Genomic DNA, 19,576 nt, shown 5'->3' on the forward strand with positions numbered 1-19,576 from the left:
CGCACCCCCATGGCAGGCTTACCCTTGAGGTTTTCGCTCGGTGCCAAAAGGATCTCCTGCCATGAGCCGTATCTTCGCTGACAACGCCCATTCCATCGGCAATACGCCGCTGGTGCAGATCAACCGCATCGCCCCGCGCGGCGTGACCATCCTGGCCAAGATTGAAGGGCGCAACCCGGGTTATTCGGTCAAATGCCGGATTGGCGCGAACATGGTCTGGGACGCGGAAAGCAGCGGCAAACTCAAGCCGGGCATGACCATCGTCGAGCCGACCTCGGGCAACACCGGTATCGGCCTGGCGTTCGTCGCTGCGGCCCGCGGTTACAAGCTGTTGCTGACCATGCCGGCGTCGATGAGCATCGAGCGCCGCAAGGTGCTCAAGGCCCTGGGCGCCGAACTGGTGCTGACCGAGCCTGCGAAAGGCATGAAAGGCGCCATCGAAAAGGCCAACGAAATCGTTGCCAGTGATCCGTCCACCTACTTCATGCCGGCGCAGTTCGATAACCCGGCCAACCCGGCGATCCACGAGAAAACCACCGGCCCGGAAATCTGGAACGACACCGACGGCGCGGTTGACGTGCTGGTGGCGGGCGTCGGCACTGGCGGCACCATTACCGGTGTTTCGCGCTACATCAAGAACACCCAGGGCAAGGCGATTCTCTCGGTGGCGGTGGAACCGGTGGTGTCGCCGGTGATCACCCAGGCCCTGGCCGGCGAAGAAATCAAGCCGAGCCCGCACAAGATCCAGGGTATCGGTGCCGGTTTCGTGCCGAAGAACCTCGATCTGTCGATCGTCGATCAGGTCGAGCTGGTCAGCGATGACGACGCCAAGGCCATGGCCCTGCGCCTGATGCAGGAAGAGGGGATTCTGTGCGGGATTTCCTGTGGCGCGGCAATGGTTGCTGCGGTGCGCCTGGCCGAGAAGCCGGAAATGCAGGGCAAGACCATTGTGGTGATTCTGCCGGACTCGGGTGAGCGCTATCTGTCGAGCATGCTGTTCAGTGATCTGTTCACGGATCAGGAAAACATGCAGTAAGCGATGGGCGCACTGCTAACCCCTGATCTCCGGCAAATCCACGATCCCGCCGTTGTTACATAATCCTCAAAACTCTCTATCAGGCCTCGGTTGTTTTTACCGGGGCCTGTTCGGTTTATCATGGATGATTTCCGGCGCCGAGCCTGAACGAAAATTCCAGGAGTGATGCATGACCTTTTCCTTCGTCGCCAAGGCTGGCGTTCTGCTGTTGTTCTTCGGCAGCGTGCTGTACGTGCACTTGCGCGGTAAGGCACGCCTTCCCGTACTGCGCCAGTTCGTCAACCATTCGGCCTTGTTCGCGCCCTACAACTCGCTGATGTACATGTTCTCCGGCGTGCCGTCCAAGCCGTACCTGGACCGTGAGCGCTTCCCCGAGCTGGATGTGCTGAAGAACAACTGGGAAACCATCCGCGAAGAGGCCATGCACCTGTTCGATGAGGGTTACATCCGTGCCGCCGAGAAGGACAACGACGCCGGCTTCGGCTCGTTCTTCAAGAAGGGCTGGAAGCGTTTCTACCTGAAGTGGTACGACAAGGCCCTACCTTCGGCCGAGCTGCTGTGCCCGAAGACCGTCGAGCTGGTCAACAGCATCCCCAACGTGAAAGGCGCGATGTTCGCCCTGCTGCCCGGCGGCAGCCACCTGAACCCGCACCGCGACCCGTTCGCCGGTTCCCTGCGCTATCACCTGGGGCTGTCCACCCCCAACTCCGACAACTGCCGGATCTACGTCGACGGTCAGCCCTACGCCTGGCGCGACGGTGAAGACGTGATGTTCGACGAAACCTACGTGCACTGGGTGAAGAACGAAACCGAAACCACCCGGGTGATCCTGTTCTGCGACGTCGAGCGTCCGCTGAGCAGCCCGTTGATGACCCGTATCAACCGCAAGGTCAGTGCGTTCCTCGGCCGCGCCACCGCGCCGCAGAACACCGATGACGAGCGCGTCGGCGGGATCAACCAGGCGTATGCCTGGAGCAAGAAGTTCAGCAATGTCATCAGCGCCCGGGTGAAAACCTTCAAGCGCGCCAATCCCAAGGCCTACCGCGTGATGCGGCCGGTGCTGGCGGTGGTTGTGGCGTATCTGCTGTATCGCTGGTTGTTCTGATTTCAATCGCTGGCAAGCGGCGCACCGCTTGCCAGCGAGAGTGTCTTGCGCCATTAAATGGCCACGGTTATAGTCCTCAGCACTTCATCTCATCCGAAGACCTCTTCATGTCCGCCACCCCACTCACCACCGTATTCGCTACCGCGCCCGACGCGGTCGTGGTTGTGCGTGCGCCGGCGGTCATCAGCCCTCCTTCACCTGTCAGCAGCGTCGTTGTGGTGGTAGTGGCCTGATCGGCCCATATCCCATCCCGATCTTCTGAGTGCGGCCCCTCCGGCCGTTCGGCTTACTTGCCCGAATACAGGTGGCAAATTCATGTCTGTTCTTACCAAAGCATCCGTGGCCTCGGCGGCTACCACCAGCCTGTTCGTCCTGCTCTGGAGCAGTGGCGCGATCGTCTCCAAGCTGGGACTGGCCCAGGCGACGCCGTTCGCTTTTCTGCTGATCCGTTTCCTTATCGCCCTGGGTGGCCTGTTGTTGCTCGGGCCGCTGCTGCGGCTACGTTGGCCCCGTGAACGCAGCGCTATCTGGCAGGCGCTGGCAACTGGCGGCGTGCTGCTGGGCGCCTACCAGATCTTCTACTTGCTGGCGCTGGACCTGAAGGTCACGCCCGGTGTCATGGCCACGGTCATGGGCGTGCAACCGATCCTCACCGTCGCGCTGATGGAGCGGCAACGCTCGTTCAGCCGGCTGTTCGGGTTGTGTCTGGGCCTGGGCGGGCTGGTGCTGGTGGTCTGGCAAGGGCTCGGCCTGGGCGGGATTTCCCTGGCCGGCATGGGCTTCGCATTGCTGGCGCTGGCGAGCATGACCGTCGGTTCGATCATGCAGAAGCGCATCACCCGCGACCCGCTCGGCACGCTGCCGTTGCAATACCTCTCCGGCCTGTTGCTGTGCGGGTTGTTCGCACCGTTCCAGCCGCTGGCGGTGCAGCCGGGCGCGCAACTCTGGGGCTCGTTGCTGTGGATGGGCCTGGTGGTCTCGGTGCTGGCGACCCTGTTGCTGTACCGGCTGATTGCCCGGGGCAATCTGGTCAATGTAACCAGCCTGTTCTACCTGGTGCCGGCGGTCACCGCGGTGATGGATTACCTGATCTTCGGTAACCGTCTCGCCGCGTTGAGCCTGCTGGGCATGGGGCTGATCGTTATCGGCCTGCTGTTCGTGTTCCGCCAGCCGGCGCGGGCTTGAGCACCAGCCACAAGGCCAGGCCGATCAGCAGGCCACCGTAGAGGTGCGCCGTGGAGATCGGCTCGTCCAGCAGCCAGGCACCCCCGAGCACGCCGAATGCCGGGATCAGGAAGGTCACGGTGGAGGATTTCACCGGGCCGATTTCGCTGATCAGGCGGAAGTACAGGATGTAGGCGAAGGCGGTGCACACCAGGCCCAGGCCCAGCAGTGACAGCCACACCGGCCATCCGCCCCAGCTTGCGGGTGGCTGGGTGGCGACGCTCCAGGCGAATAGCGGGGTCAGCAGCAAGGTTGCACCCATCATGCTGCCCAGCGCGGACAAACGGCTGTCGAGGCCGCCGCGCTGGTCCAGCCAGCGCCGGGCGAGAAAGCCCGACAGGCCATAGCAGGTGGTGGCGCCAAGGCAGGCGAGGGCACCCTGCATCAGCTTCAGGTCGAAGGCCACCGGCCCGGCACCACTGAGAATGCCAACCCCCAGCAGACCGAGGAAGATCCCCAGCAACTTGGGCAGGGTCATGGCTTCATGGAAGAACAGCGCGCCGATCAGCACGCCCATCAGCGGCGTGGTGGCGTTGAAGATTGCCGAGTAGCCGGCGGGCAGCACCTGCGCGGCCACCGCATACAGCGTCGCGGGGATCCCCGAGTTGATCATGCCCAGCAGCAGCGCGACTTTGAACTTGCCCTGGAAGTCCCAGCGCACCCGCAACAGCGCGAGGATCAGCAGCAACCCGGCGCAGGCGATCGACACCCGGAAAAACGCTGTCGGCACGGTGCCCAACACCGGGGCGATGATGCGCATGAACAGAAAGCTGGCGCCCCAGACGGCGGCGAGGATCAGCAAACGGGACAAAGCGATGGGGCTCACGGGACTCTCCGGGCAGAAACGGGGGAAGGAGTGTAAGGCATAAGCCGGGGCGATCTCGTCCGCTTTCTTGCGGGCTGAATCCGTTCATGCCGGTTAATGTCGGCCAGTGCGCAAAAACGCCTCTTCGCGATGCTGGCAGAGTGGTTCCGATTTGGCCGATCCGCCCCTGTGCAGCGGCCTGCGCCGCGGTTACTCTCAGGCTTTCGTCCTTTGTGCCAGAGGTCCAGATATGCCCCAGCAATGGCCGGCCGCCGATATCGCCCGGATGATCCTCGAAGGTTTCGACAACTACCGCGAGCACTTCCGCCAGATCACTGTCGGTGCCCGCGAGCGTTTCGAAAAAGCCCTCTGGCAACAGATCCAGAGCGCCGCTGCGGCGCGGATCAATCTCTACGAGGAAAAGGTCGCCGAGGTCAGCACCCGCCTGCACGAGGGCTTTGACGCCGAGGTGCTGCTGGATGTCTCGTTCTGGCCGCTGGTGAAGAGCGCCTACATCAACCTGATCGACCCGCGCCTCGACGATGAACTGTCGGAGACCTGGTACAACTCGATCTTCTGCAGCCTGTTCAGCCACGACCTGATCAGCGACGGCTGCATGTTCATCCACACCACCCGGCCGTCGCTGCGTGCTCATGAGCGTGCAGCGCAGACCCGCGTCTATCGCCCGGACGGGCAACTGGCGGGGCTGCTCGGGCAGATTTTCAACGACTACCGCTTCGATGTGCCCTACGCCGACCTGCCGGGCGACCTGGCCCGTCTGGAAGCGCAATTGCGCGACAACCTGCCGGACTGGGTGTGCAAGGACCCGCAGTTACAGATCGAGCTATTCTCGCCGGTGCTCTACCGCAACAAAGGCGCATACCTGGTAGGGCGGATTTTCACCCAGGACGAGCAATGGCCGCTGGTGATCCCGCTGCTGCACCGCGAAGGCCATGGCATCGAGATCGACGCGCTGATCACCGACGAAGCCGATGTGTCGATCATCTTCTCCTTCACCCGCTCGTATTTCATGGTGGATGTACCGGTGCCGGCGGAATTCGTCGGCTTCCTCAAGCGCATCCTGCCGGGCAAGCACATCGCCGAGTTGTACACCTCGATCGGGTTCTACAAGCACGGCAAATCGGAGTTCTACCGGGCGCTGATCAACCACCTGGCCAGCACTGACGACCGCTTCATCATGGCGCCCGGCGTGCGCGGCATGGTGATGAGCGTGTTCACCCTGACGGGCTTCAACACCGTGTTCAAGATCATCAAGGACCGCTTCTCGCCGTCGAAAAGCGTCGACCGCGCCACGGTGATCGAAAAGTACCGCATGGTGAAGAGCGTCGACCGCGTGGGGCGCATGGCCGATACCCAGGAGTTCGCCGATTTTCGCTTTCCGGTGAGCAAGTTTGACCCGGAGTGCCTGGCCGAGCTGCTGGAAGTGGCACCCTCGACCGTGACCCTGGAAGGCGACACGGTGCTGGTGCGTCACTGCTGGACCGAGCGGCGCATGACACCGCTGAACCTGTATCTGGAAAACGCCACCGACGCCCAGGTCCGCGAAGCACTGGACGATTACGGTCTGGCGATCAAGCAACTGGCGGCGGCGAACATCTTTCCCGGCGACATGCTGCTGAAGAACTTCGGCGTCACCCGTCACGGCCGGGTGGTGTTCTACGACTATGACGAAATCACCCTGCTCACCGAGGCCAATTTCCGCCGCATCCCGGCGCCGCGCTTCCCCGAGGACGAGATGTCCAGCGAGCCCTGGTATTCCATTGGCCCGCATGACGTGTTCCCCGAGGAGTTCCCGCCGTTTCTCTTCGCCGATATGGGTCAGCGCCGTCTGTTCAGCCAGTTGCATGGCGAGCTGTACGATGCCGAGTACTGGAAAGGGCTGCAGGACGCGATCAGCGCCGGGAAGGTTATCGATGTCTTCCCGTACCGGCGCAAAGGCCGCGAAGAAGTGATCGCCTGACGGACCGCTTCAACTTTTCAGACACTTCAGCTCACTGAAGTCGCGCCGCACCTGGGCCAGCCGGCTGTCCAAGTGCTGGCGCTGTTGAGCGCTGCTCTGCGCCATCAGGTCCACCAGCAGGCTGCGCAGTTGCTCTTCGGTGTTCTGGAAGGCGACGCGGTATTCCGGGGTCCAGAATTGTTCGCGGTTTTTCAGCAGATCACCCAGGCGCGGCTCGAAGTTGTCGCTCTGGCGCTGGTCCATCAGGTTGCTGAATTCGTTCTGCCAGTGAGCACGGTTGGCGATCCAGGCGCGGTTCTGCTCGCCCAGGCTCGCCGACCAGGCGGCGACCCGTTCCTGTTGCTGCGGATTGAGGCCACCAAACCAGGGCGACAGACGTTTCTCCATCCGCTCGCCACGCTGCGCGATCTGCTTCGATAGCGGCGTTTTCACGTATTTTGCCTGCCGCTCGCGAATATCTTCCGCGAAGCTCTGGCGCATTTCCCGCACCTGCTCGTCATCCATGCCCTTGAGCAATTGCGCCGCCGACGGGGTGATCTGCTCGGCGACCCGGGCGACGGCCTGACGCGCCTCTTGGGTACGCGCCTGCAAGCCCTGATCGGTGACCTGATCGTCGGCGACCATGCTGCGAATGCGGTCCATCCAGTCCAGATAACCGGGCAGCTGGGTTTTGCAGTGCCAGGCCAATTGCTGCTTGAGGCGCTCGTTGAGCCAGCTTTTCTGCTGACGGTTCATGTCCAGGTAATCGCTTAGGGACCAGGGCACCAGCACATCGAGGTTGCGGTAGGCGAGATCCAGCCGGGTGCACGACAGCAGAAACAGGCTGGCGACGATCAAGGCAGCGGGGCGCAGGCAGCGCAGTAGACGAGCGGACATGGCGAGTCCCTTCGGTTGGCATCCTTACTGGGTATAGAACAGGTCTTCCCATACCGGTTCAACCTGATCTCCTTCAGCAATGAAAGCGCTGATCTGTCGGGCGATTCCCATGGTTCGGGTGTAGAATGCGCGGCTCGCAACGAGGATTTTCGGACATGGCTTTAGTTGGGCGTTACAACACCTTGCAGGTGGTCAAGCACACAGACTTCGGTCTGTACCTGGATGGCGGCGCGGATGGCGAGATTCTTCTGCCCAACCGCTATATCCCCAAGGACACGCCCAGTGAGGTCGAGGACTGGCTGAACGTCTTTGTCTATCTGGACAGCGAAGACAAGCTGATCGCCACCACCGAGAAGGCCAAGGTCCAGGTGGGCGAGTTCGCCAGCCTCAAGGTCATCGAAATCAACAGCATCGGCATCTTCCTCGATTGGGGCCTGCCCAAGGACCTGCTGATGCCGTACTCCGAAGAAAAGCGCCAGATGCGCGCCGGTGAGTACTGCGTGGTGCACGTCTACCTCGACCGCCGCACCCGCCGCATCACGGCCACCGCCAAGCTGGACCGCTACCTGGACCAGACGCTGGCCAACTACCGGGTCGGCCAGCAGGTTGACCTGCTGGTGGTGGAAGAGAGCCCGATGGGCTTCAAGGCCATCATCAACAACAAGCACTGGGGCCTGATTCACAAGAACGAAGTGTTCAAGTTCCTGCGTTCCGGCAAGCAAGAGAAGGGCTACATCAAGGAACTGCGTGCGGACGGCAAGATTGCCCTGAGCCTGCAGCCTATCGGCCAGGACGCCGCCCTTGGCCTGCACGAGCAGATCCTGGCGAAGCTCAAGGCTTCCGACGGCGTGCTGCCGCTCAACGACAAGAGCGATCCGCAAGTGATCAGCGATATGTTCGGGGTCAGCAAGGGCAACTTCAAAAAGGCCATCGGCGCCTTGTACAAGAGCGGTCAGATCGTGATCCACGACAACCGCATCGAGCTGGCCTGATCAGCGTTGGCGATAACCGGAGAAGTCCAGGTTGTCGCCACCGGGCCGCAAGTCACGCAACAGCGAGTCACGGTCGGCCGACAGCGCAAGGCTGATGGTCGCGCGGCGTTTGCCGGCGTTACGCACTTCCATCTTCTCCTGGTGCGTGCGCAGGTCGCGCACCGGCACTTTCAGGTGCTGCAGATTGTCAGTCTCGGGGGTGTGCAGGAGCAGATTGACGAACTCACTGTTCTTGCGCAGCCAGGCCACCGGGACATCGAACCACCACAGGTTGCGCTTGCTGTCGAGCACCGCGAATAGCGTGTTGTCGCTGTTCAGCATGGGTTTTTCCAGCGCCTGGTTGCGCCGGGCGATGGCGGTGGGTTTATCGAGTTTCATGCAGGTTTCCTACGGGTGACGCTTGAAAGGTCGGATATTGTGCTGGCAATGCTGTGAAACATAAAGCGACCGCTTTGGTTCTCAACGTCCTCTCTGAACTTTTTCCAGAAATGATGTCAATTTGATTGCGCAAAACCAGCGTCGACAATTGAAGTCGCCTTATTTAGTGCCAGGCTGGTCCCTGGTATCGCCATGGAAGAAAAGAAATGCGGGTACTCATCGCTTTGCTGTTGATGTTCAGCGGGTATGCCAATGCCAGTTGTGGAACGATCAGCGACTCCGATCAGCGAACCTACTGCTATGCCAAGACGGGCAGTGGCAGTTGCGGAACCATCAGCAACTCCGATCTGCGTACGCAATGCTATGCCGAGACTGGAAACGGCAGCTGCGGCACGATCAGTGATAGCGACCAGCGCACCTACTGCTATGCCAAGACCGGGAACGGCAGCTGCGGAACCATCAGCAACTCCAATTTGCGCACCCAGTGCTACGCCGAGACCGGTAACGGCAGTTGCGGCACGATCACCGACAGCGACCAGCGCACCTACTGCTACGCCAAGACCGGCAATGGCAGTTGCGGGACCATCAGCAACTCGGATCTGCGCACCATGTGCTATTCCGAGACCCAGTGAGCCTTCGGACGAAAAATAAATGAAACTCCGCGCTTCGCTCGCTACTCAACCAACATGTCAATTCTGACGTTCCCTTCCAGGAGAAATCCCATGAGTGGCACCAAAGATAAAGTCAAAGGCGTGGCCAACGAAGCGGTCGGCAACATCAAGCAAGGCGTCGGCAAGGCTACCGACAATGATCGTCTGCGCGCGGAAGGCAAGGCCCAGGAACTCAAGGGCGAAGCCCAGCAAGCGGTCGGCAAGGTCAAGGATGCCGTGAAGAAGCCTTGATTGCTGTAGCTGTCGGAAAGCGGCCATCTTCGGGTGGCCGTTTTTTTGTCCGCAGGATTGAATCGCGACCATCTGCGTGGGGTCTATTAGACTGTTTTGTAACTTTTCCCAATTTCGACCCGGGAACCAGTGCTTCGGGCAGCGAAAGGAGACGCCATGATTCTTCCCCACTTGCGCGGGATGCCACTACACCGCGTGCTGGTGCGTACGGTCAGCGAGTTTCTCGATGACGAGATGTCCACCTACGCCTCGGCACTCGCTTACCAGATGCTGTTTTCGTTGTTCCCCTTCCTGCTGTTTCTCATCGCCCTGATCGGTTTCCTGCACCTGCCGGACTTCTTCTCCTGGCTGCGCCTGCAGTCGGAGTTGGTGTTGCCGCCGCAGGCGCTGGAGCAGGTCAACCCGGTGATCGACCAGTTGCAGCAATCCAAGGGCGGCTTGCTTTCGGTGGGTATCGTCATCGCCCTGTGGACCGCCTCGGCCGGCGTGCGCCTGATGATGAGCGCGATGAACGCCGCCTACGATGTGGCCGAAGGCCGTCCGGTGTGGAAGCGCATTCCACTGTCGATTTTCTACACCATCGGTATTGCCGGCATGCTCCTGGCGGCCGCGGCGCTGATGGTGCTGGGGCCTCAGGTCATGAGCTGGGTGGCTTCGCAAATCGGAATGGAAGAAATCATCGTCACGGTGTGGACGGTGCTGCGCTGGCCGGCCATCGTGATTCTGATGATGGTGGCGGTGGCGTTGATCTACTACGTGATGCCCGATGTGAAGCAGGAATTCCGATTCATCACCCCCGGCTCGGTGCTGGCGGTGGTGGTGTGGATCATCGCGTCGCTGGGCTTCGGTTATTACGTGAAGACCTTTGCTGACTACAACGCCATGTACGGCAGCATCGGCGCGATCATCGTGCTGCTGCTGTATTTCTACATTTCTGCGGCGGTGTTGTTGCTGGGCGCGGAGATGAACGCGGTGATCGAGCACATGTCCGCCGAGGGCAAGGACCCGGGGGAAAAAGAACCCGGTGAAAACGCTGCCGAGCATGATAAAAAGCATGTTTCCGGGCTGGGGCGCGATCATTCCCTGGCTCCCGAGGCAGAACCTGTCAACCGAGCCCCCCATGATTCATGACATTCTCAAGATGGGCGATGAGCGCTTGCTGCGCATCGCCCCGCCGGTCCCGGAGCATATGTTCGGCAGCGCCGAACTGACGCAACTGATCGACGACATGTTCGAAACCATGCGCCATGTCGGCGGTGTCGGCCTGGCCGCGCCGCAGATCGGTGTCGACCTGCAACTGGTGATCTTCGGCTTCGAGCGCAGCGAGCGTTACCCGGATGCCGAGCCGGTGCCGCAGACCATCCTGCTCAATCCGGTCATCACGCCGATGGGCAGCGAACTGGAAGAGGGCTGGGAAGGTTGTTTGTCGGTGCCGGGTCTGCGCGGCGTGGTCAGCCGCTACAAGGGCATCTACTACGAAGGCGTCGACCCCGATGGCCAGCCGATCCGCCGCACCGCCGAAGGCTTTCACGCCCGGGTGGTGCAACACGAGTGCGATCACCTGATCGGTCGCCTCTACCCCTCGCGCATCCACGACTTCAGCCGCTTTGGTTACACCGAAGTGCTGTTCCCCGGTCTGGACCCGGCCAGCGACGACTGATCCCGCGCCATCGCCAGCAATGGCTTGCTGCGCCGGTAGCGGGCCAGGCGTTCGGTGAGGACCGCCGGCAGCGCTTCATCGACGGTGAAACCAAGCCGTTCGTAGAACCCCTGCAGATCCGGATGGCAGAACAGCCAGATAAAGCCTTCGACCTGTTCGCTGGCTTCGTCGATCAGGCGCCTGGCGACCTGCTGCCTGCGCCAGTCCGGCGCGACCAGCAGGCCGGTCAGCCACTGACCGCCCGGCACCGCTGTCAGGTTCAGCGCGGCGATGATTTCCCCCGCCCGGGCGACCCAAACCACGCTGTTCTCGCTGGCGCGCATTGGCGAAGCATGGCGTTTGTAGAATTTATTCAGCAGCGGCCGCTCGGAGGGACTCAGCAGACTGCACGGGATCGGGCTCGGGTTTGGCACGGGGCGAGGGCTCTGGCACGGGCGTTTGCGCTGGGCGCAAAGCGTCGCCGACAGGTAAGGATTAGCGATTATTGTTGCGAAAACGGTAACAGTGAATGTCAGGCTTCGCGATTCAACGAAGTTAGCAGATCAGTAAACTGAGCGCATCCCCAGTAAACAACTTCTACCGGGATCGGTACTTCGTGTTATGTCCGCTTATTGATATAACAACTTCTCCGCGCCACCTCGGCACATGAAGTCAATCTGTTCGCTCGATTGCTTTAAAGGCCCAACTCTCATGAAAGCATTAATTGCAGCTGCACTGCTTGCCGTCTCTTCGTTCGCACTTGCCGACACGGCCGCACAGCCCGCCGTTGAGCAATACAGCTACGGCACCAAGCTGGATATCGCCAAGGTCATCAGCCTGTCGAATATTCCCAATGTCTGTGAAGTGGTACCGGCTACCATGGTTTACGAAGATCATCAGGGCCAGCGCCACACCGTCGAATACCGGGTCATGGGTGACGGTTGCAGCCAGGGTTGAAAGTTAAACTTGGTTGATTCAAAGCCCCCGCTTGAACGGGGGCTTTTTATTATCTTGAGTTTGCACTTGTAGACGGTTTATTAGTGTGGCTTCGATAACCAATCAGGTTCTTTCCCGCTCAAGCAACTGCTGTTTGCGCGCCACGCCCCAGCGATAACCCGACAGGTTGCCGTCGCTGCGCACTACTCGATGGCAGGGCACCGCCACCGCGATGCTGTTGGCCGCACAGGCCTTGGCCACGGCGCGAACCGCCTTGGGCGAGCCGATGCGTTCGGCGATCTCGGCGTAGCTGGCGGTGCTGCCCACCGGAATATCCCGCAACGCCTGCCAGACACGCTCCTGGAACGCTGTGCCGCGCAGGTCCAGCGGCAGGTCGAGGCCGATCGCCGGCGCTTCGACGAAACCCACCACCCGCGCCACCAAATGTTCGAACGCGGCATCGGCGCCGATGAAATGGGCTTTGGGGAATTTGTCCTGCAGGTCTTGCAGTAGCGCCTGTGGGTCGTCGCCCAGCAGGATGGCGCAGATGCCCTTGGCGCTTTGTGCGACGAGAATTGCCCCCAGCGAGCACTGGGCGATGGCGAAGTGGATATCGGTCTTGGCGCCGCCATCGCGGTAGGTCGCCGGAGTCATGCCGAGGCGGGCATTGCTGGATTCGTAGAAGCGGCTGTTGGAATTGAAGCCCGCGTCGTAGAGCGCCTCGGTAATGGAGTCGGCACGCTGCAGGTGCTGGCGCAGCTTGTGCGCGCGGTGCGCCGTGGCGTAGGCCTTGGGCGTCAGGCCGGTGGCGCGCTTGAACACCCGGTGGAAATGGTACGGGCTCATGTTCACCTGCTCGGCCAACTGCTCCAGGCTCGGTTCGGTCTCGGCTTCTTCGATCAGCTTGCAGGCCCGGGCGACTTGGACTGCGTGTTGCCGCGCCAGGTCGTTCTGGTCGGTGCCGCGGCGTCGGCTTGGCCGGTAGCCGGCGGCTTCGGCTTCGGCCGCAGTGGCGAAGAACTCGACGTTTTCGATGCGCGGCCGGCGCGCCGGGCTGGACGCGCGGCAATAGACGCCGGTGGTGCGCACGCCGTAGACGAACGACGGGTCGGCGACCGGGTCGCGGGCGAGCAGGGCTTGCCAGCGTGGATCGGATTCGCTGACCGTGGGTTGGGTTTTAGGGCGCATGTTCTTCCTCCGAAAAGCCGGGGCCTGTCCATCAATGGCAGCAAGCCAGCTGCTGACGCTGGATCACAGTCTAGAAATCCCCGGACCACGGAAAACTCCGCTGCTTGCTTTCGAATTCACTTTGTCGGCACCCGCCACAGATACCACGTCGCCACTGTGCGGTAGGGGCTCCAGGCCGTGCCTAGTTCCTGCAGGTGCTTGCGCGTCGGTTGTGCGGCCAGTCCCTGCAGGCGACGGTAGCCCTCGCGCACGCCGAAGTCATCGACCGGCAGGATGTCCATCTGTTCCAGGGTGTAGATCAGCAGCATTTCCACGGTCCAGCGGCCGACACCGGGCAGCCGGGTCAGGCGCTCGATCAGCACTTCATGCGCCAGTTGCCGGGCCTCGTCGTGATCCGGCACCAAGCCGTCCAGCCGAGCCTGGGCGACGGCCTGCACGGTGTTGATCTTGCGCCCGGAAAATCCACAGGCGCGCAGTTGCTCCGGCGTGGTCGCCAGCAGTTGCGCGGGGGTGGGAAATGCGGCGTCCGGATAGAGCGCGAGAAAGCGCGCGAGGATCGCCTCGGCGGCGCGCGCATGCAGTTGCTGGTAGGCGATGGCGCGGACCAGCGCCTGGTAAGGATCGCGGGTCGGCAGCGGGGTGTGCAGGCACGGGCCGATCGCCGCGATATGCGCGGCCCAGGCCGGGTCTTGCTGGCTGAGGTGGGCGGCGGCCTGGGTGTAGAAGGTTTCGAGTGACGTCATGAGGGATCCGTTTCCGTAACAGCGGCTTGAGTGTAGGAGGGCGGGCGCGGCTGTCACTCCGGATCCTGCGCGGCGAATTCGTCCAGCACCTGCGCCACCCGTTCCAGCGCCTGTTTCAGCTCGGCCCGGCTGCGGGCGGCGGTGAGGCTGACGCGGATCGCCGGCACCTGGCCCTGCTTGACCGCGAACACCTGGGCGGGCACGACTTCGACGCCTTTGGCCCGACAGGCCGCGGCCAGCACTTCGCCCGGACGCGGGCCGCTGACCCAGACATGTGGCGACGGCGTGGCCTGAAGCGCCAGCGCCGGGCCCAGCAGCCTGGTCGCCAGGCGCCAGCGTTGATTGACCTCCTCGCGCTGCCAGGCGAGCTTGCGCGCGGCGGTGCCGTCCTCGATCCAGCGGCAGGCGATCTGCAGGACCAGCGGGGCGATGGGCCAATGGGTGGCCTGGGAATACGGGTCGATGCGCTCCAGCAACGCCGCGTCGCCGACGATCCAGCCCAGGCGCAGACCGGCGCAGACGGTCTTGGACAGGCTGCTGACCAGCAACCCTCGCGGGCCCAACAACGGCAGCAAGGGCGGCTGGTCGCCCAGGGCGCCATAGACATCGTCCTCCACCAGCAGCAGGTCCAGCCGTTCCACCACCGCGGCGATATCGCGCCGACGTTGTTCGCCCATGCACGCGCCGGTAGGGTTGTGCAGCGCCGGCGTCAGCACCAGCACCCGGGCGCCGCTGGCCCGGGCGACGCGGTCGAGGTCGTCGGGGAGGATGCCTTCGTGGTCCATGGCGACGCCGTGCAGCGGCAAGCGCAATTGCCGGCAAGCGGCCTTGATCCCGGGAGCGGTCAGCGCTTCGACCATCACCGCTTCGCCGGGCTGGCAGAACGACAACAGCACACTGAACAGCCCCTGCTGAGCGCCACCGCACAGCAGCACCTGCGCGGCGGTCAGGTGCACTCCGCGCTGCGACAACCAACTGGCGCCGTGCACGCGACCGAGCAGCAACTGTTCGGCGCCGAGGTAGTGTTCAAGGGTGTGGCTTGGGGTTTGCTGCAGCAACTCGCGCAGGGTCCGGTCGAAATCCTCGCTGTCGGTATCGACCACGGGCACGTTGGTCGACAGGTCGATCTGCGAACTGCCGTTGTCCCGCTGTTTGAGGCGAAACAGCGTGGCCTCCTTGCTGCCGGCGAGCACGTAGGTGCCGCGACCCACCTCGCCGGAAACCAGATGCCGGGCCGCCGCCTCGCGATAAGCCTGTTGCGTGGTGCTCGGGTTCAGGCCCAGCGCCCAGGCCAGGCGCCGCTGCGGCGGCAGGCGGGCGCCGACCTGAAGCTCGCCGCTTTCGATGGCGCGGGCGATGGCGGCGACCAGGGCCAGGTAGCGGGGTTGTCCGTCATCGGGAAGGCTGGGGATCCACATGTTTTATTGTCGGCCATGCAATATAAGGTTTTACCCATACAATGCGCGGCCACTAGGATCGGGTCAAATCCCCTGACCCGAGGTGTTCCATGTTCGATCTGCCTGCCTTGCGCGAAGCCGCCCGCCTGGTCCACGCCCAGGTGCCCGCCACCCCGCAGTACGCCTGGCCGCGGCTGGCCGAGCGGCTGGGTTGCGAGGTCTGGGTCAAGCATGAAAACCACACGCCCACCGGTGCCTTCAAGGTGCGTGGCGGCTTGCTCTACGTGCAATCGCTGCAGGGCCGTTCGCCGGCCGTGCGTGGCCTGGTTACCGCCACCCGCGGCAACCACGGCCAGAGCATGGCGATGGCGGCGCGCAATGCCGGGTTGCCGATCATCATCGTGGTGCCCGAAGGCAATTCACGGGAAAAGAACGCGGCCATGCGCGCCCTTGGCGCCGAGCTGGTGGAGCACGGCAGCGACTTCGATCAGGCCCGGGCCGAGGCTGCGCGGCTGGGGCAAGTGCATGGCTACGAGAGCGTGCCGCCGTTTCACCCGCAACTGATTCGCGGCGTGGCCACCTATGCGCTGGAACTGTTCGAGGCGGTGGCCGCGCTGGATGCGGTTTATGTCCCGATCGGCATGGGCTCGGGGATCTGCGGGCTGATCCGCACCCGTGATTTGCTCGGGCTGAAGACCGAGATCATCGGCGTGGTGTCCACTGAGGCCGACGCCTTTGCCCGCAGTGTCGAGCAGGGCCGCATCGTCACCACCGAAACCGCCGACACCTTCGCCGACGGCATGGCCTGCCGCATTCCGCAGCAGGAAGCTTTCGACATCATCCGCGAAGGCGCGGCGCGCATCGTCCGGGTCAGCGACGATGAAATCGCCCGCGCCATCCGCATCTACCACGAAGACACCCACAACACCGCCGAAGGCGCCGGCGCGGCGGGCCTCGCTGCGTTGCACCAGGAACGCGAGCGGCAAAAAGGGCGCAAGGTGGCGGTGATTCTCAGCGGCGCGAATATCGATCGGGAGCAGTTTGCGCGGGTGTTGTTGGGTGACTGAAAAGTCTTGAATGGATCTAGACGGAAAGGGTGCTATCTTGATTTGATAGCATCCGCGAATGAACAATCGACATCGCAAAACCCTCGAAACCATCTTTCGGTCACCCACCAGCAGTTCGCTGGTGTTTGCCGATATCGAAGCCTTGATCGTCTTTCTAGGTGGCTCGGTGCATGAGCGTGAAGGGTCGAGGGTCAAGCTGGTGCTGGGACTGCAGCAATGGCGCTGCCACCGGCCACATCCCGGCAAGGAGGCCAGGCGTTATCAGGTTGAGGAGGCCCGGGAGTTTCTCCTGCGGGCAGGAGTTGAACATGAGTAGCATGAGTTACAAGGGCTATTCGGCCCGAATCGAATATGACGCCCGCGACGATATCTTCGTCGGGCGTGTCCTGGGTGTGCGGGACATCATCAGCTTCCACGCCAGTTCCGTCAGTGCGCTGCACGAGGCGTTCCAGCTGGCGCTAGAGGATTACCTGAGCGATTGCGCGGAACGCGGAGTTGCTCCGGAAAAACCGGCTTCCGGCAAGGTGATGCTGCGTATCCGCCCGGAAGTGCACGCCGCCGCCACGATCGCCGCGCAGAAGGCCGGCAAGAGCCTCAATCAATGGGCTGATGAGGTGTTCGAGCAGGCCGCTCTGGTCTGATCCGCGCGCAATTTCTTCCAATACATCCCCCACAGGATCCGTTTTAATGCCGGCTGCCTTTTCCTGTAGCCGGTAGCGGATCGTTCATGCCTTTTTCCAACGGATTTCTTCTGAGCCTGTCGCTGTGCCTGGACATCGGCGTGGCCAATATCGCGATGATCACCCTGGCCATGCAGCGTGGTTTCTGGCAGGGCATGTGGCTGGGCCTGGGGACCTGCGTCGGTGATCTGCTCTACGCCTTGGCGGCGCTGGCCGGGATGACCGTGCTGTTGCAGTTCAGCGCCGTGCGCTGGGTGCTGTGGATCGGTGGCTCGCTGCTGCTGGTGTGGTTCGCTGTGAAGATGTTGCTGGCCGCGATTCGCGGCGATGCGCACCTGGACACCGAGGCCAAGGTGGTGCGCGAGTCGCCCTGGCGGGAGTTTTTGCGCGGGATCTTCTTGGCCATGTCGTCGCCCAGCGCAATTCTCTGGTTCGCCGCAGTGGGCGGTGTGCTGATCTCTCGCTCCGGCGCCGGTGGGCCGGCGGAGGCGGGGGTATTCCTGAGCGGCTTCTTCAGCGCCGGAGTGCTCTGGTGTGTGACGCTGTGCGGCGTGGCCAGCCACGGTGGGCGGTTGCTCGGTGATCGTTTGTTGACCTGGTCTTACCTCGCTTCGGCAGCGATCTTCTGCTATTTCGCGGTCTATGTGATCGTTTCCGGCTACCGCGAATTCATCCTCGCGCCGACGCTCTGAACGCCTGCCAGTAACTGTTCGGGGTCACGCCCATGACCCGGCGAAAGGCGTTGATGAAGTGGCTCTGATCGTAGAAGCCCAGCGCGTCCGCCACCTCCGCCGGATGCAGGCCATCACGCAAGCGCCGCCGCGCTTCGCTCAGGCGCAATTGCATGTGGTACTGCAAGGGCGCCAGCCCCGTGGCCTTTTTGAAGCAGCGCACGAAGTGGTATTTACTCAGCCCTGCAGCGGCGGCCACATCCTCCAGCGCAAGTTTGGCCTGCGGCGTGTCGCGCATGAGTTGCATGGCCAGGCGCAGTGAGCCCGCCTGTTCGATGGCCGGCGTCGTCGGTTGTTCGAGCAACTGGGCGAGCAGGGCCAGTAGCGCTTCTTCCTGATACGCCGGTTCGCCGGCGTCCGCTTTGGCGAAGTCGACAATGGCGCGGTACAGCGCCGTGTTGTGCAGCACACCCTGGGCGAAGCTCAAGCTGTCATCAAACTGTTGCAGATTGTTGTCCCTGGCAACGTGGCGCAGGGCGCCCGGGTCCAGATGCAGGCTGATGTATTCGACACCGTCCTCGGCGAACTCCGAAGCCTGCACCGCCAACGGGTTGTACAGCGTGACACTGCCGGGCGGTACTTCGAGGGTCTGGCCGTCCAGCCAGATGCGCTCGTTGCCGCGCAGGTTGGCGCCGAGCACATATTCGTCGTGGGTATGCCGCTCGAAGCAGGCCGAACTCGCCCTGACCCAGGACGACTCGACCAGGCCGAAGGCTTGGAGTGGCTGACTGATTAATGCCATTTGGCAGGTTTCCCCGGGTACGCAACGCGGCTACGCTAGCGGAGTGCCATTAGGCGCGGCAACCCATAATGCCGCCCGTCATGGATCTTTATGAATTGACCTTGTGAGGCATGGATATGTCGACCCAAATGGAAGCCGGGTTTGCTCCCGCACGATTCGAACATGGGCGGTCATTCACCATCGCCGGTTTTGGCGAGCGCTACACCCAACAGACCAACAAGAGTATTCCTGCGCTCTGGGATCGTCTGGCACCGCAAATCGGCAAGATACCGGGCCAGATTGGTGACGACACCTATGGCGTGTGCTGCAACTTCGACGGCCATGGCGGGGTTCTGTACATCGCCGGCGTGGAGGTGCGCAGCACCAGCGTCCTGCCGCCGGATTTCACCTGGCACACCTTGCAACCGAGGCGTTATGCGGTGTTCGAGCACCGTGGCAAGCTGAGCGGCCTGGGCCATACCTTCGAAAAAATCTGGAAACAGTGGCTGCCGGCTTCCGGTGAGCGCGCCGCCGAGGCACCGGAGTTCGAGCGCTATGGCGATGATTTCGACCCGGAGACTGCCAGCGGACTGGTAGAAATCTGGATTCCGCTGGAGGGCTGACACGCGAGTGACCTGTCCTCCCAAGCGGCGCTGCAGCGAGCGCCGCTTGCGGGCAGGTATCAGCCGAAGGTGATCGGCGGCGGGCTGACCAGGTCGACGGTCTGCTGTTTGCGCGGGGCGAGGATCTCGGCTTCGCCGTCCACCACCAGCTCTTCGTTCTGGTTGAACACGCGGGTGGCGATGCGCACGCGGAATTTCGGCAGTTTTTCGAGAATCTCCAGGCGCACGGTCAGGGTGTCGCCGATCTTCACCGGCTTCTGGAAGCTCATTTGCTGGCCCAGGTAGATGGTGCCGGGGCCAGGCAGTTCACAGGCCACCGCCGCACTGATCAGCGCGCCGCTGAACATGCCGTGGGCGATGCGCTCCTTGAACATGCTCTTGGCCGCGAACTCGGCATCCAGGTGCACCGGGTTGTGGTCACCGGACATCGCGGCGAACAGTTGGATGTCACGTTCTTCGACGGTCTTGCTGAAGCTGGCAGTCTGGCCGACTTCGAGGGATTCGTAAGGCGTGTTGGTGACCTGGGTCATTCGTGGTGCTTCCTTCAGGGCG

At 62.6% G+C, this 19,576-nt stretch carries 25 protein-coding genes; 16 read left to right on the plus strand and 9 right to left on the minus strand.

Going from position 1 to position 19,576, the window contains the following annotated elements:
* Positions 1-61: 61 nt before the first annotated feature.
* The 4 genes from cysK (at position 62) to HWV67_RS11735 (ending at position 3,326) form a co-directional block, all read left to right on the plus strand.
* Positions 62-1,036, plus strand: coding sequence for a cysteine synthase A (cysK, locus tag HWV67_RS11725; protein ID WP_175651341.1), 975 nt, complete (start codon positions 62-64; stop codon positions 1,034-1,036).
* Positions 1,037-1,205: 169 nt separating this feature from the next.
* Positions 1,206-2,141, plus strand: a complete 936-nt coding sequence (locus HWV67_RS11730; RefSeq protein ID WP_110968524.1) for an aspartyl/asparaginyl beta-hydroxylase domain-containing protein — start codon at positions 1,206-1,208, stop codon at positions 2,139-2,141.
* A 107-nt stretch (positions 2,142-2,248) separates the two neighbouring features.
* Complete coding sequence (locus tag HWV67_RS31670) at positions 2,249-2,374, plus strand: hypothetical protein (RefSeq protein WP_256680093.1); 126 nt, start codon at positions 2,249-2,251, stop codon at positions 2,372-2,374.
* Between the two features lie 82 nt (positions 2,375-2,456).
* Positions 2,457-3,326, plus strand: a complete 870-nt coding sequence (locus HWV67_RS11735; RefSeq protein ID WP_175651342.1) for a DMT family transporter — start codon at positions 2,457-2,459, stop codon at positions 3,324-3,326.
* On the opposite strand, the gene HWV67_RS11740 is transcribed toward HWV67_RS11735, so the two are convergent.
* Positions 3,283-4,191 carry a DMT family transporter gene (locus HWV67_RS11740; RefSeq protein WP_175651343.1) on the minus strand — a complete coding sequence of 303 codons (909 nt, stop codon included), beginning with the start codon at positions 4,189-4,191 and terminating at the stop codon, positions 3,283-3,285. The two genes, HWV67_RS11735 and HWV67_RS11740, sit on opposite strands and share 44 nt — an antisense overlap.
* Before the next feature lie 229 nt (positions 4,192-4,420).
* Between HWV67_RS11740 and aceK the strand changes: the two genes are divergently transcribed.
* A complete protein-coding gene (gene aceK, locus HWV67_RS11745) occupies positions 4,421-6,151 on the plus strand; it encodes a bifunctional isocitrate dehydrogenase kinase/phosphatase (RefSeq protein ID WP_175651344.1) in 1,731 nt (576 codons plus the stop codon).
* Between the two features lie 9 nt (positions 6,152-6,160).
* Here the strand turns inward: aceK and HWV67_RS11750 are convergent, their stop codons facing one another.
* Positions 6,161-7,027 (minus strand): DUF6279 family lipoprotein, encoded by an 867-nt coding sequence (locus tag HWV67_RS11750; RefSeq protein ID WP_175651345.1) that lies wholly within the window; start codon positions 7,025-7,027, stop codon positions 6,161-6,163.
* A gap of 155 nt (positions 7,028-7,182) precedes the next feature.
* Between HWV67_RS11750 and HWV67_RS11755 the strand changes: the two genes are divergently transcribed.
* Complete coding sequence (locus HWV67_RS11755) at positions 7,183-8,019, plus strand: CvfB family protein (RefSeq protein WP_175651346.1); 837 nt, start codon at positions 7,183-7,185, stop codon at positions 8,017-8,019.
* Here the strand turns inward: HWV67_RS11755 and HWV67_RS11760 are convergent, their stop codons facing one another.
* Positions 8,020-8,397: a hypothetical protein gene (locus HWV67_RS11760; RefSeq protein WP_095153897.1), complete on the minus strand. Its 378-nt coding sequence runs from the start codon at positions 8,395-8,397 to the stop codon at positions 8,020-8,022. It abuts the gene before it with no gap.
* A gap of 206 nt (positions 8,398-8,603) precedes the next feature.
* On the opposite strand from HWV67_RS11760, the gene HWV67_RS11765 reads away from it, so the two are divergent.
* The 4 genes from HWV67_RS11765 to def all read left to right on the plus strand — a co-directional run bounded on the left by HWV67_RS11765 (position 8,604) and on the right by def (position 10,959).
* Positions 8,604-9,029, plus strand: coding sequence for a hypothetical protein (locus HWV67_RS11765; RefSeq protein WP_175651347.1), 426 nt, complete (start codon positions 8,604-8,606; stop codon positions 9,027-9,029).
* A gap of 90 nt (positions 9,030-9,119) precedes the next feature.
* On the plus strand, positions 9,120-9,299 hold the full coding sequence (locus HWV67_RS11770) for a CsbD family protein (protein WP_095153895.1): 180 nt from the start codon (positions 9,120-9,122) through the stop codon (positions 9,297-9,299).
* Between the two features lie 156 nt (positions 9,300-9,455).
* A complete protein-coding gene (locus HWV67_RS11775) occupies positions 9,456-10,430 on the plus strand; it encodes a YihY/virulence factor BrkB family protein (RefSeq protein ID WP_175651348.1) in 975 nt (324 codons plus the stop codon).
* A complete protein-coding gene (gene def / locus HWV67_RS11780) occupies positions 10,420-10,959 on the plus strand; it encodes a peptide deformylase (protein WP_095153893.1) in 540 nt (179 codons plus the stop codon). Before HWV67_RS11775 ends, def begins: the two co-directional genes overlap by 11 nt.
* Here def and HWV67_RS11785 read toward each other — a convergent pair.
* Positions 10,911-11,372, minus strand: a complete 462-nt coding sequence (locus HWV67_RS11785; protein WP_256680095.1) for a GNAT family N-acetyltransferase — start codon at positions 11,370-11,372, stop codon at positions 10,911-10,913. The genes def and HWV67_RS11785 overlap by 49 nt on opposite strands.
* Before the next feature lie 277 nt (positions 11,373-11,649).
* On the opposite strand from HWV67_RS11785, the gene HWV67_RS11790 reads away from it, so the two are divergent.
* Positions 11,650-11,895 carry a DUF2790 domain-containing protein gene (locus HWV67_RS11790; protein ID WP_175651349.1) on the plus strand — a complete coding sequence of 82 codons (246 nt, stop codon included), beginning with the start codon at positions 11,650-11,652 and terminating at the stop codon, positions 11,893-11,895.
* Positions 11,896-11,997: 102 nt separating this feature from the next.
* Here the strand turns inward: HWV67_RS11790 and ada are convergent, their stop codons facing one another.
* From ada to HWV67_RS11805, 3 genes are all read right to left on the minus strand, one after another.
* Positions 11,998-13,062 (minus strand): bifunctional DNA-binding transcriptional regulator/O6-methylguanine-DNA methyltransferase Ada, encoded by a 1,065-nt coding sequence (gene ada, locus HWV67_RS11795; protein WP_175651350.1) that lies wholly within the window; start codon positions 13,060-13,062, stop codon positions 11,998-12,000.
* A 116-nt stretch (positions 13,063-13,178) separates the two neighbouring features.
* A complete protein-coding gene (locus HWV67_RS11800) occupies positions 13,179-13,805 on the minus strand; it encodes a DNA-3-methyladenine glycosylase family protein (protein WP_175651351.1) in 627 nt (208 codons plus the stop codon).
* A 53-nt stretch (positions 13,806-13,858) separates the two neighbouring features.
* Entirely contained in the window at positions 13,859-15,223 is a 1,365-nt protein-coding gene (locus HWV67_RS11805; protein ID WP_175651352.1) for an aminotransferase-like domain-containing protein, read from the minus strand.
* A gap of 89 nt (positions 15,224-15,312) precedes the next feature.
* On the opposite strand from HWV67_RS11805, the gene HWV67_RS11810 reads away from it, so the two are divergent.
* The 4 genes from HWV67_RS11810 to HWV67_RS11825 all read left to right on the plus strand — a co-directional run bounded on the left by HWV67_RS11810 (position 15,313) and on the right by HWV67_RS11825 (position 17,641).
* Positions 15,313-16,269 carry a threonine dehydratase gene (locus HWV67_RS11810; protein WP_175651353.1) on the plus strand — a complete coding sequence of 319 codons (957 nt, stop codon included), beginning with the start codon at positions 15,313-15,315 and terminating at the stop codon, positions 16,267-16,269.
* 58 nt (positions 16,270-16,327) lie between these two features.
* Positions 16,328-16,585, plus strand: a complete 258-nt coding sequence (locus HWV67_RS11815; RefSeq protein ID WP_175651354.1) for a type II toxin-antitoxin system HicA family toxin — start codon at positions 16,328-16,330, stop codon at positions 16,583-16,585.
* Entirely contained in the window at positions 16,578-16,910 is a 333-nt protein-coding gene (locus HWV67_RS11820) for a type II toxin-antitoxin system HicB family antitoxin (protein ID WP_175651355.1), read from the plus strand. The genes HWV67_RS11815 and HWV67_RS11820 overlap by 8 nt, the downstream gene beginning before the upstream one ends.
* Before the next feature lie 86 nt (positions 16,911-16,996).
* Positions 16,997-17,641: a LysE family translocator gene (locus tag HWV67_RS11825; protein ID WP_175651356.1), complete on the plus strand. Its 645-nt coding sequence runs from the start codon at positions 16,997-16,999 to the stop codon at positions 17,639-17,641.
* On the opposite strand, the gene HWV67_RS11830 is transcribed toward HWV67_RS11825, so the two are convergent.
* Entirely contained in the window at positions 17,619-18,422 is an 804-nt protein-coding gene (locus HWV67_RS11830) for an AraC family transcriptional regulator (RefSeq protein WP_175651357.1), read from the minus strand. The two genes, HWV67_RS11825 and HWV67_RS11830, sit on opposite strands and share 23 nt — an antisense overlap.
* A 116-nt stretch (positions 18,423-18,538) precedes the next feature.
* Here HWV67_RS11830 and HWV67_RS11835 point away from each other — a divergent pair, with 116 nt between their 5' ends.
* Positions 18,539-19,024: a GyrI-like domain-containing protein gene (locus HWV67_RS11835; RefSeq protein ID WP_306167778.1), complete on the plus strand. Its 486-nt coding sequence runs from the start codon at positions 18,539-18,541 to the stop codon at positions 19,022-19,024.
* Positions 19,025-19,083: 59 nt separating this feature from the next.
* Here HWV67_RS11835 and HWV67_RS11840 read toward each other — a convergent pair whose 3' ends face one another.
* Entirely contained in the window at positions 19,084-19,554 is a 471-nt protein-coding gene (locus HWV67_RS11840; protein ID WP_095153881.1) for a MaoC family dehydratase, read from the minus strand.
* Between the last annotated feature and the right edge of the window lie 22 nt (positions 19,555-19,576).

It is taken from the genome of Pseudomonas sp. Marseille-P9899 (assembly GCF_903166565.1).
GTDB classification, from domain to species: Bacteria; Pseudomonadota; Gammaproteobacteria; order Pseudomonadales; family Pseudomonadaceae; genus Aquipseudomonas; species Aquipseudomonas huaxiensis.

What these genes read in the sequence shown, in the direction of transcription:
- HWV67_RS11765 (WP_175651347.1), top strand. Translation starts at nt 8,604, where the DNA reads ATGCGGGTACTCATCGCTTTGCTGTTGATGTTCAGCGGGTATGCCAAT.
- HWV67_RS11835 (WP_306167778.1), top strand. Translation starts at nt 18,539, where the DNA reads ATGTCGACCCAAATGGAAGCCGGGTTTGCTCCCGCACGATTCGAACAT.
- def (WP_095153893.1), top strand. Translation starts at nt 10,420, where the DNA reads ATGATTCATGACATTCTCAAGATGGGCGATGAGCGCTTGCTGCGCATC.
- HWV67_RS11800 (WP_175651351.1), bottom strand. Translation starts at nt 13,805, where the DNA reads ATGACGTCACTCGAAACCTTCTACACCCAGGCCGCCGCCCACCTCAGC.
- HWV67_RS11770 (WP_095153895.1), top strand. Translation starts at nt 9,120, where the DNA reads ATGAGTGGCACCAAAGATAAAGTCAAAGGCGTGGCCAACGAAGCGGTC.
- HWV67_RS11820 (WP_175651355.1), top strand. Translation starts at nt 16,578, where the DNA reads ATGAGTAGCATGAGTTACAAGGGCTATTCGGCCCGAATCGAATATGAC.
- HWV67_RS11810 (WP_175651353.1), top strand. Translation starts at nt 15,313, where the DNA reads ATGTTCGATCTGCCTGCCTTGCGCGAAGCCGCCCGCCTGGTCCACGCC.
- HWV67_RS11815 (WP_175651354.1), top strand. Translation starts at nt 16,328, where the DNA reads ATGAACAATCGACATCGCAAAACCCTCGAAACCATCTTTCGGTCACCC.
- HWV67_RS11755 (WP_175651346.1), top strand. Translation starts at nt 7,183, where the DNA reads ATGGCTTTAGTTGGGCGTTACAACACCTTGCAGGTGGTCAAGCACACA.
- cysK (WP_175651341.1), top strand. Translation starts at nt 62, where the DNA reads ATGAGCCGTATCTTCGCTGACAACGCCCATTCCATCGGCAATACGCCG.
- HWV67_RS11735 (WP_175651342.1), top strand. Translation starts at nt 2,457, where the DNA reads ATGTCTGTTCTTACCAAAGCATCCGTGGCCTCGGCGGCTACCACCAGC.
- HWV67_RS11830 (WP_175651357.1), bottom strand. Translation starts at nt 18,422, where the DNA reads ATGGCATTAATCAGTCAGCCACTCCAAGCCTTCGGCCTGGTCGAGTCG.
- ada (WP_175651350.1), bottom strand. Translation starts at nt 13,062, where the DNA reads ATGCGCCCTAAAACCCAACCCACGGTCAGCGAATCCGATCCACGCTGG.
- aceK (WP_175651344.1), top strand. Translation starts at nt 4,421, where the DNA reads ATGCCCCAGCAATGGCCGGCCGCCGATATCGCCCGGATGATCCTCGAA.
- HWV67_RS11790 (WP_175651349.1), top strand. Translation starts at nt 11,650, where the DNA reads ATGAAAGCATTAATTGCAGCTGCACTGCTTGCCGTCTCTTCGTTCGCA.
- HWV67_RS11760 (WP_095153897.1), bottom strand. Translation starts at nt 8,397, where the DNA reads ATGAAACTCGATAAACCCACCGCCATCGCCCGGCGCAACCAGGCGCTG.
- HWV67_RS31670 (WP_256680093.1), top strand. Translation starts at nt 2,249, where the DNA reads ATGTCCGCCACCCCACTCACCACCGTATTCGCTACCGCGCCCGACGCG.
- HWV67_RS11775 (WP_175651348.1), top strand. Translation starts at nt 9,456, where the DNA reads ATGATTCTTCCCCACTTGCGCGGGATGCCACTACACCGCGTGCTGGTG.
- HWV67_RS11730 (WP_110968524.1), top strand. Translation starts at nt 1,206, where the DNA reads ATGACCTTTTCCTTCGTCGCCAAGGCTGGCGTTCTGCTGTTGTTCTTC.
- HWV67_RS11750 (WP_175651345.1), bottom strand. Translation starts at nt 7,027, where the DNA reads ATGTCCGCTCGTCTACTGCGCTGCCTGCGCCCCGCTGCCTTGATCGTC.
- HWV67_RS11825 (WP_175651356.1), top strand. Translation starts at nt 16,997, where the DNA reads ATGCCTTTTTCCAACGGATTTCTTCTGAGCCTGTCGCTGTGCCTGGAC.
- HWV67_RS11805 (WP_175651352.1), bottom strand. Translation starts at nt 15,223, where the DNA reads ATGTGGATCCCCAGCCTTCCCGATGACGGACAACCCCGCTACCTGGCC.
- HWV67_RS11840 (WP_095153881.1), bottom strand. Translation starts at nt 19,554, where the DNA reads ATGACCCAGGTCACCAACACGCCTTACGAATCCCTCGAAGTCGGCCAG.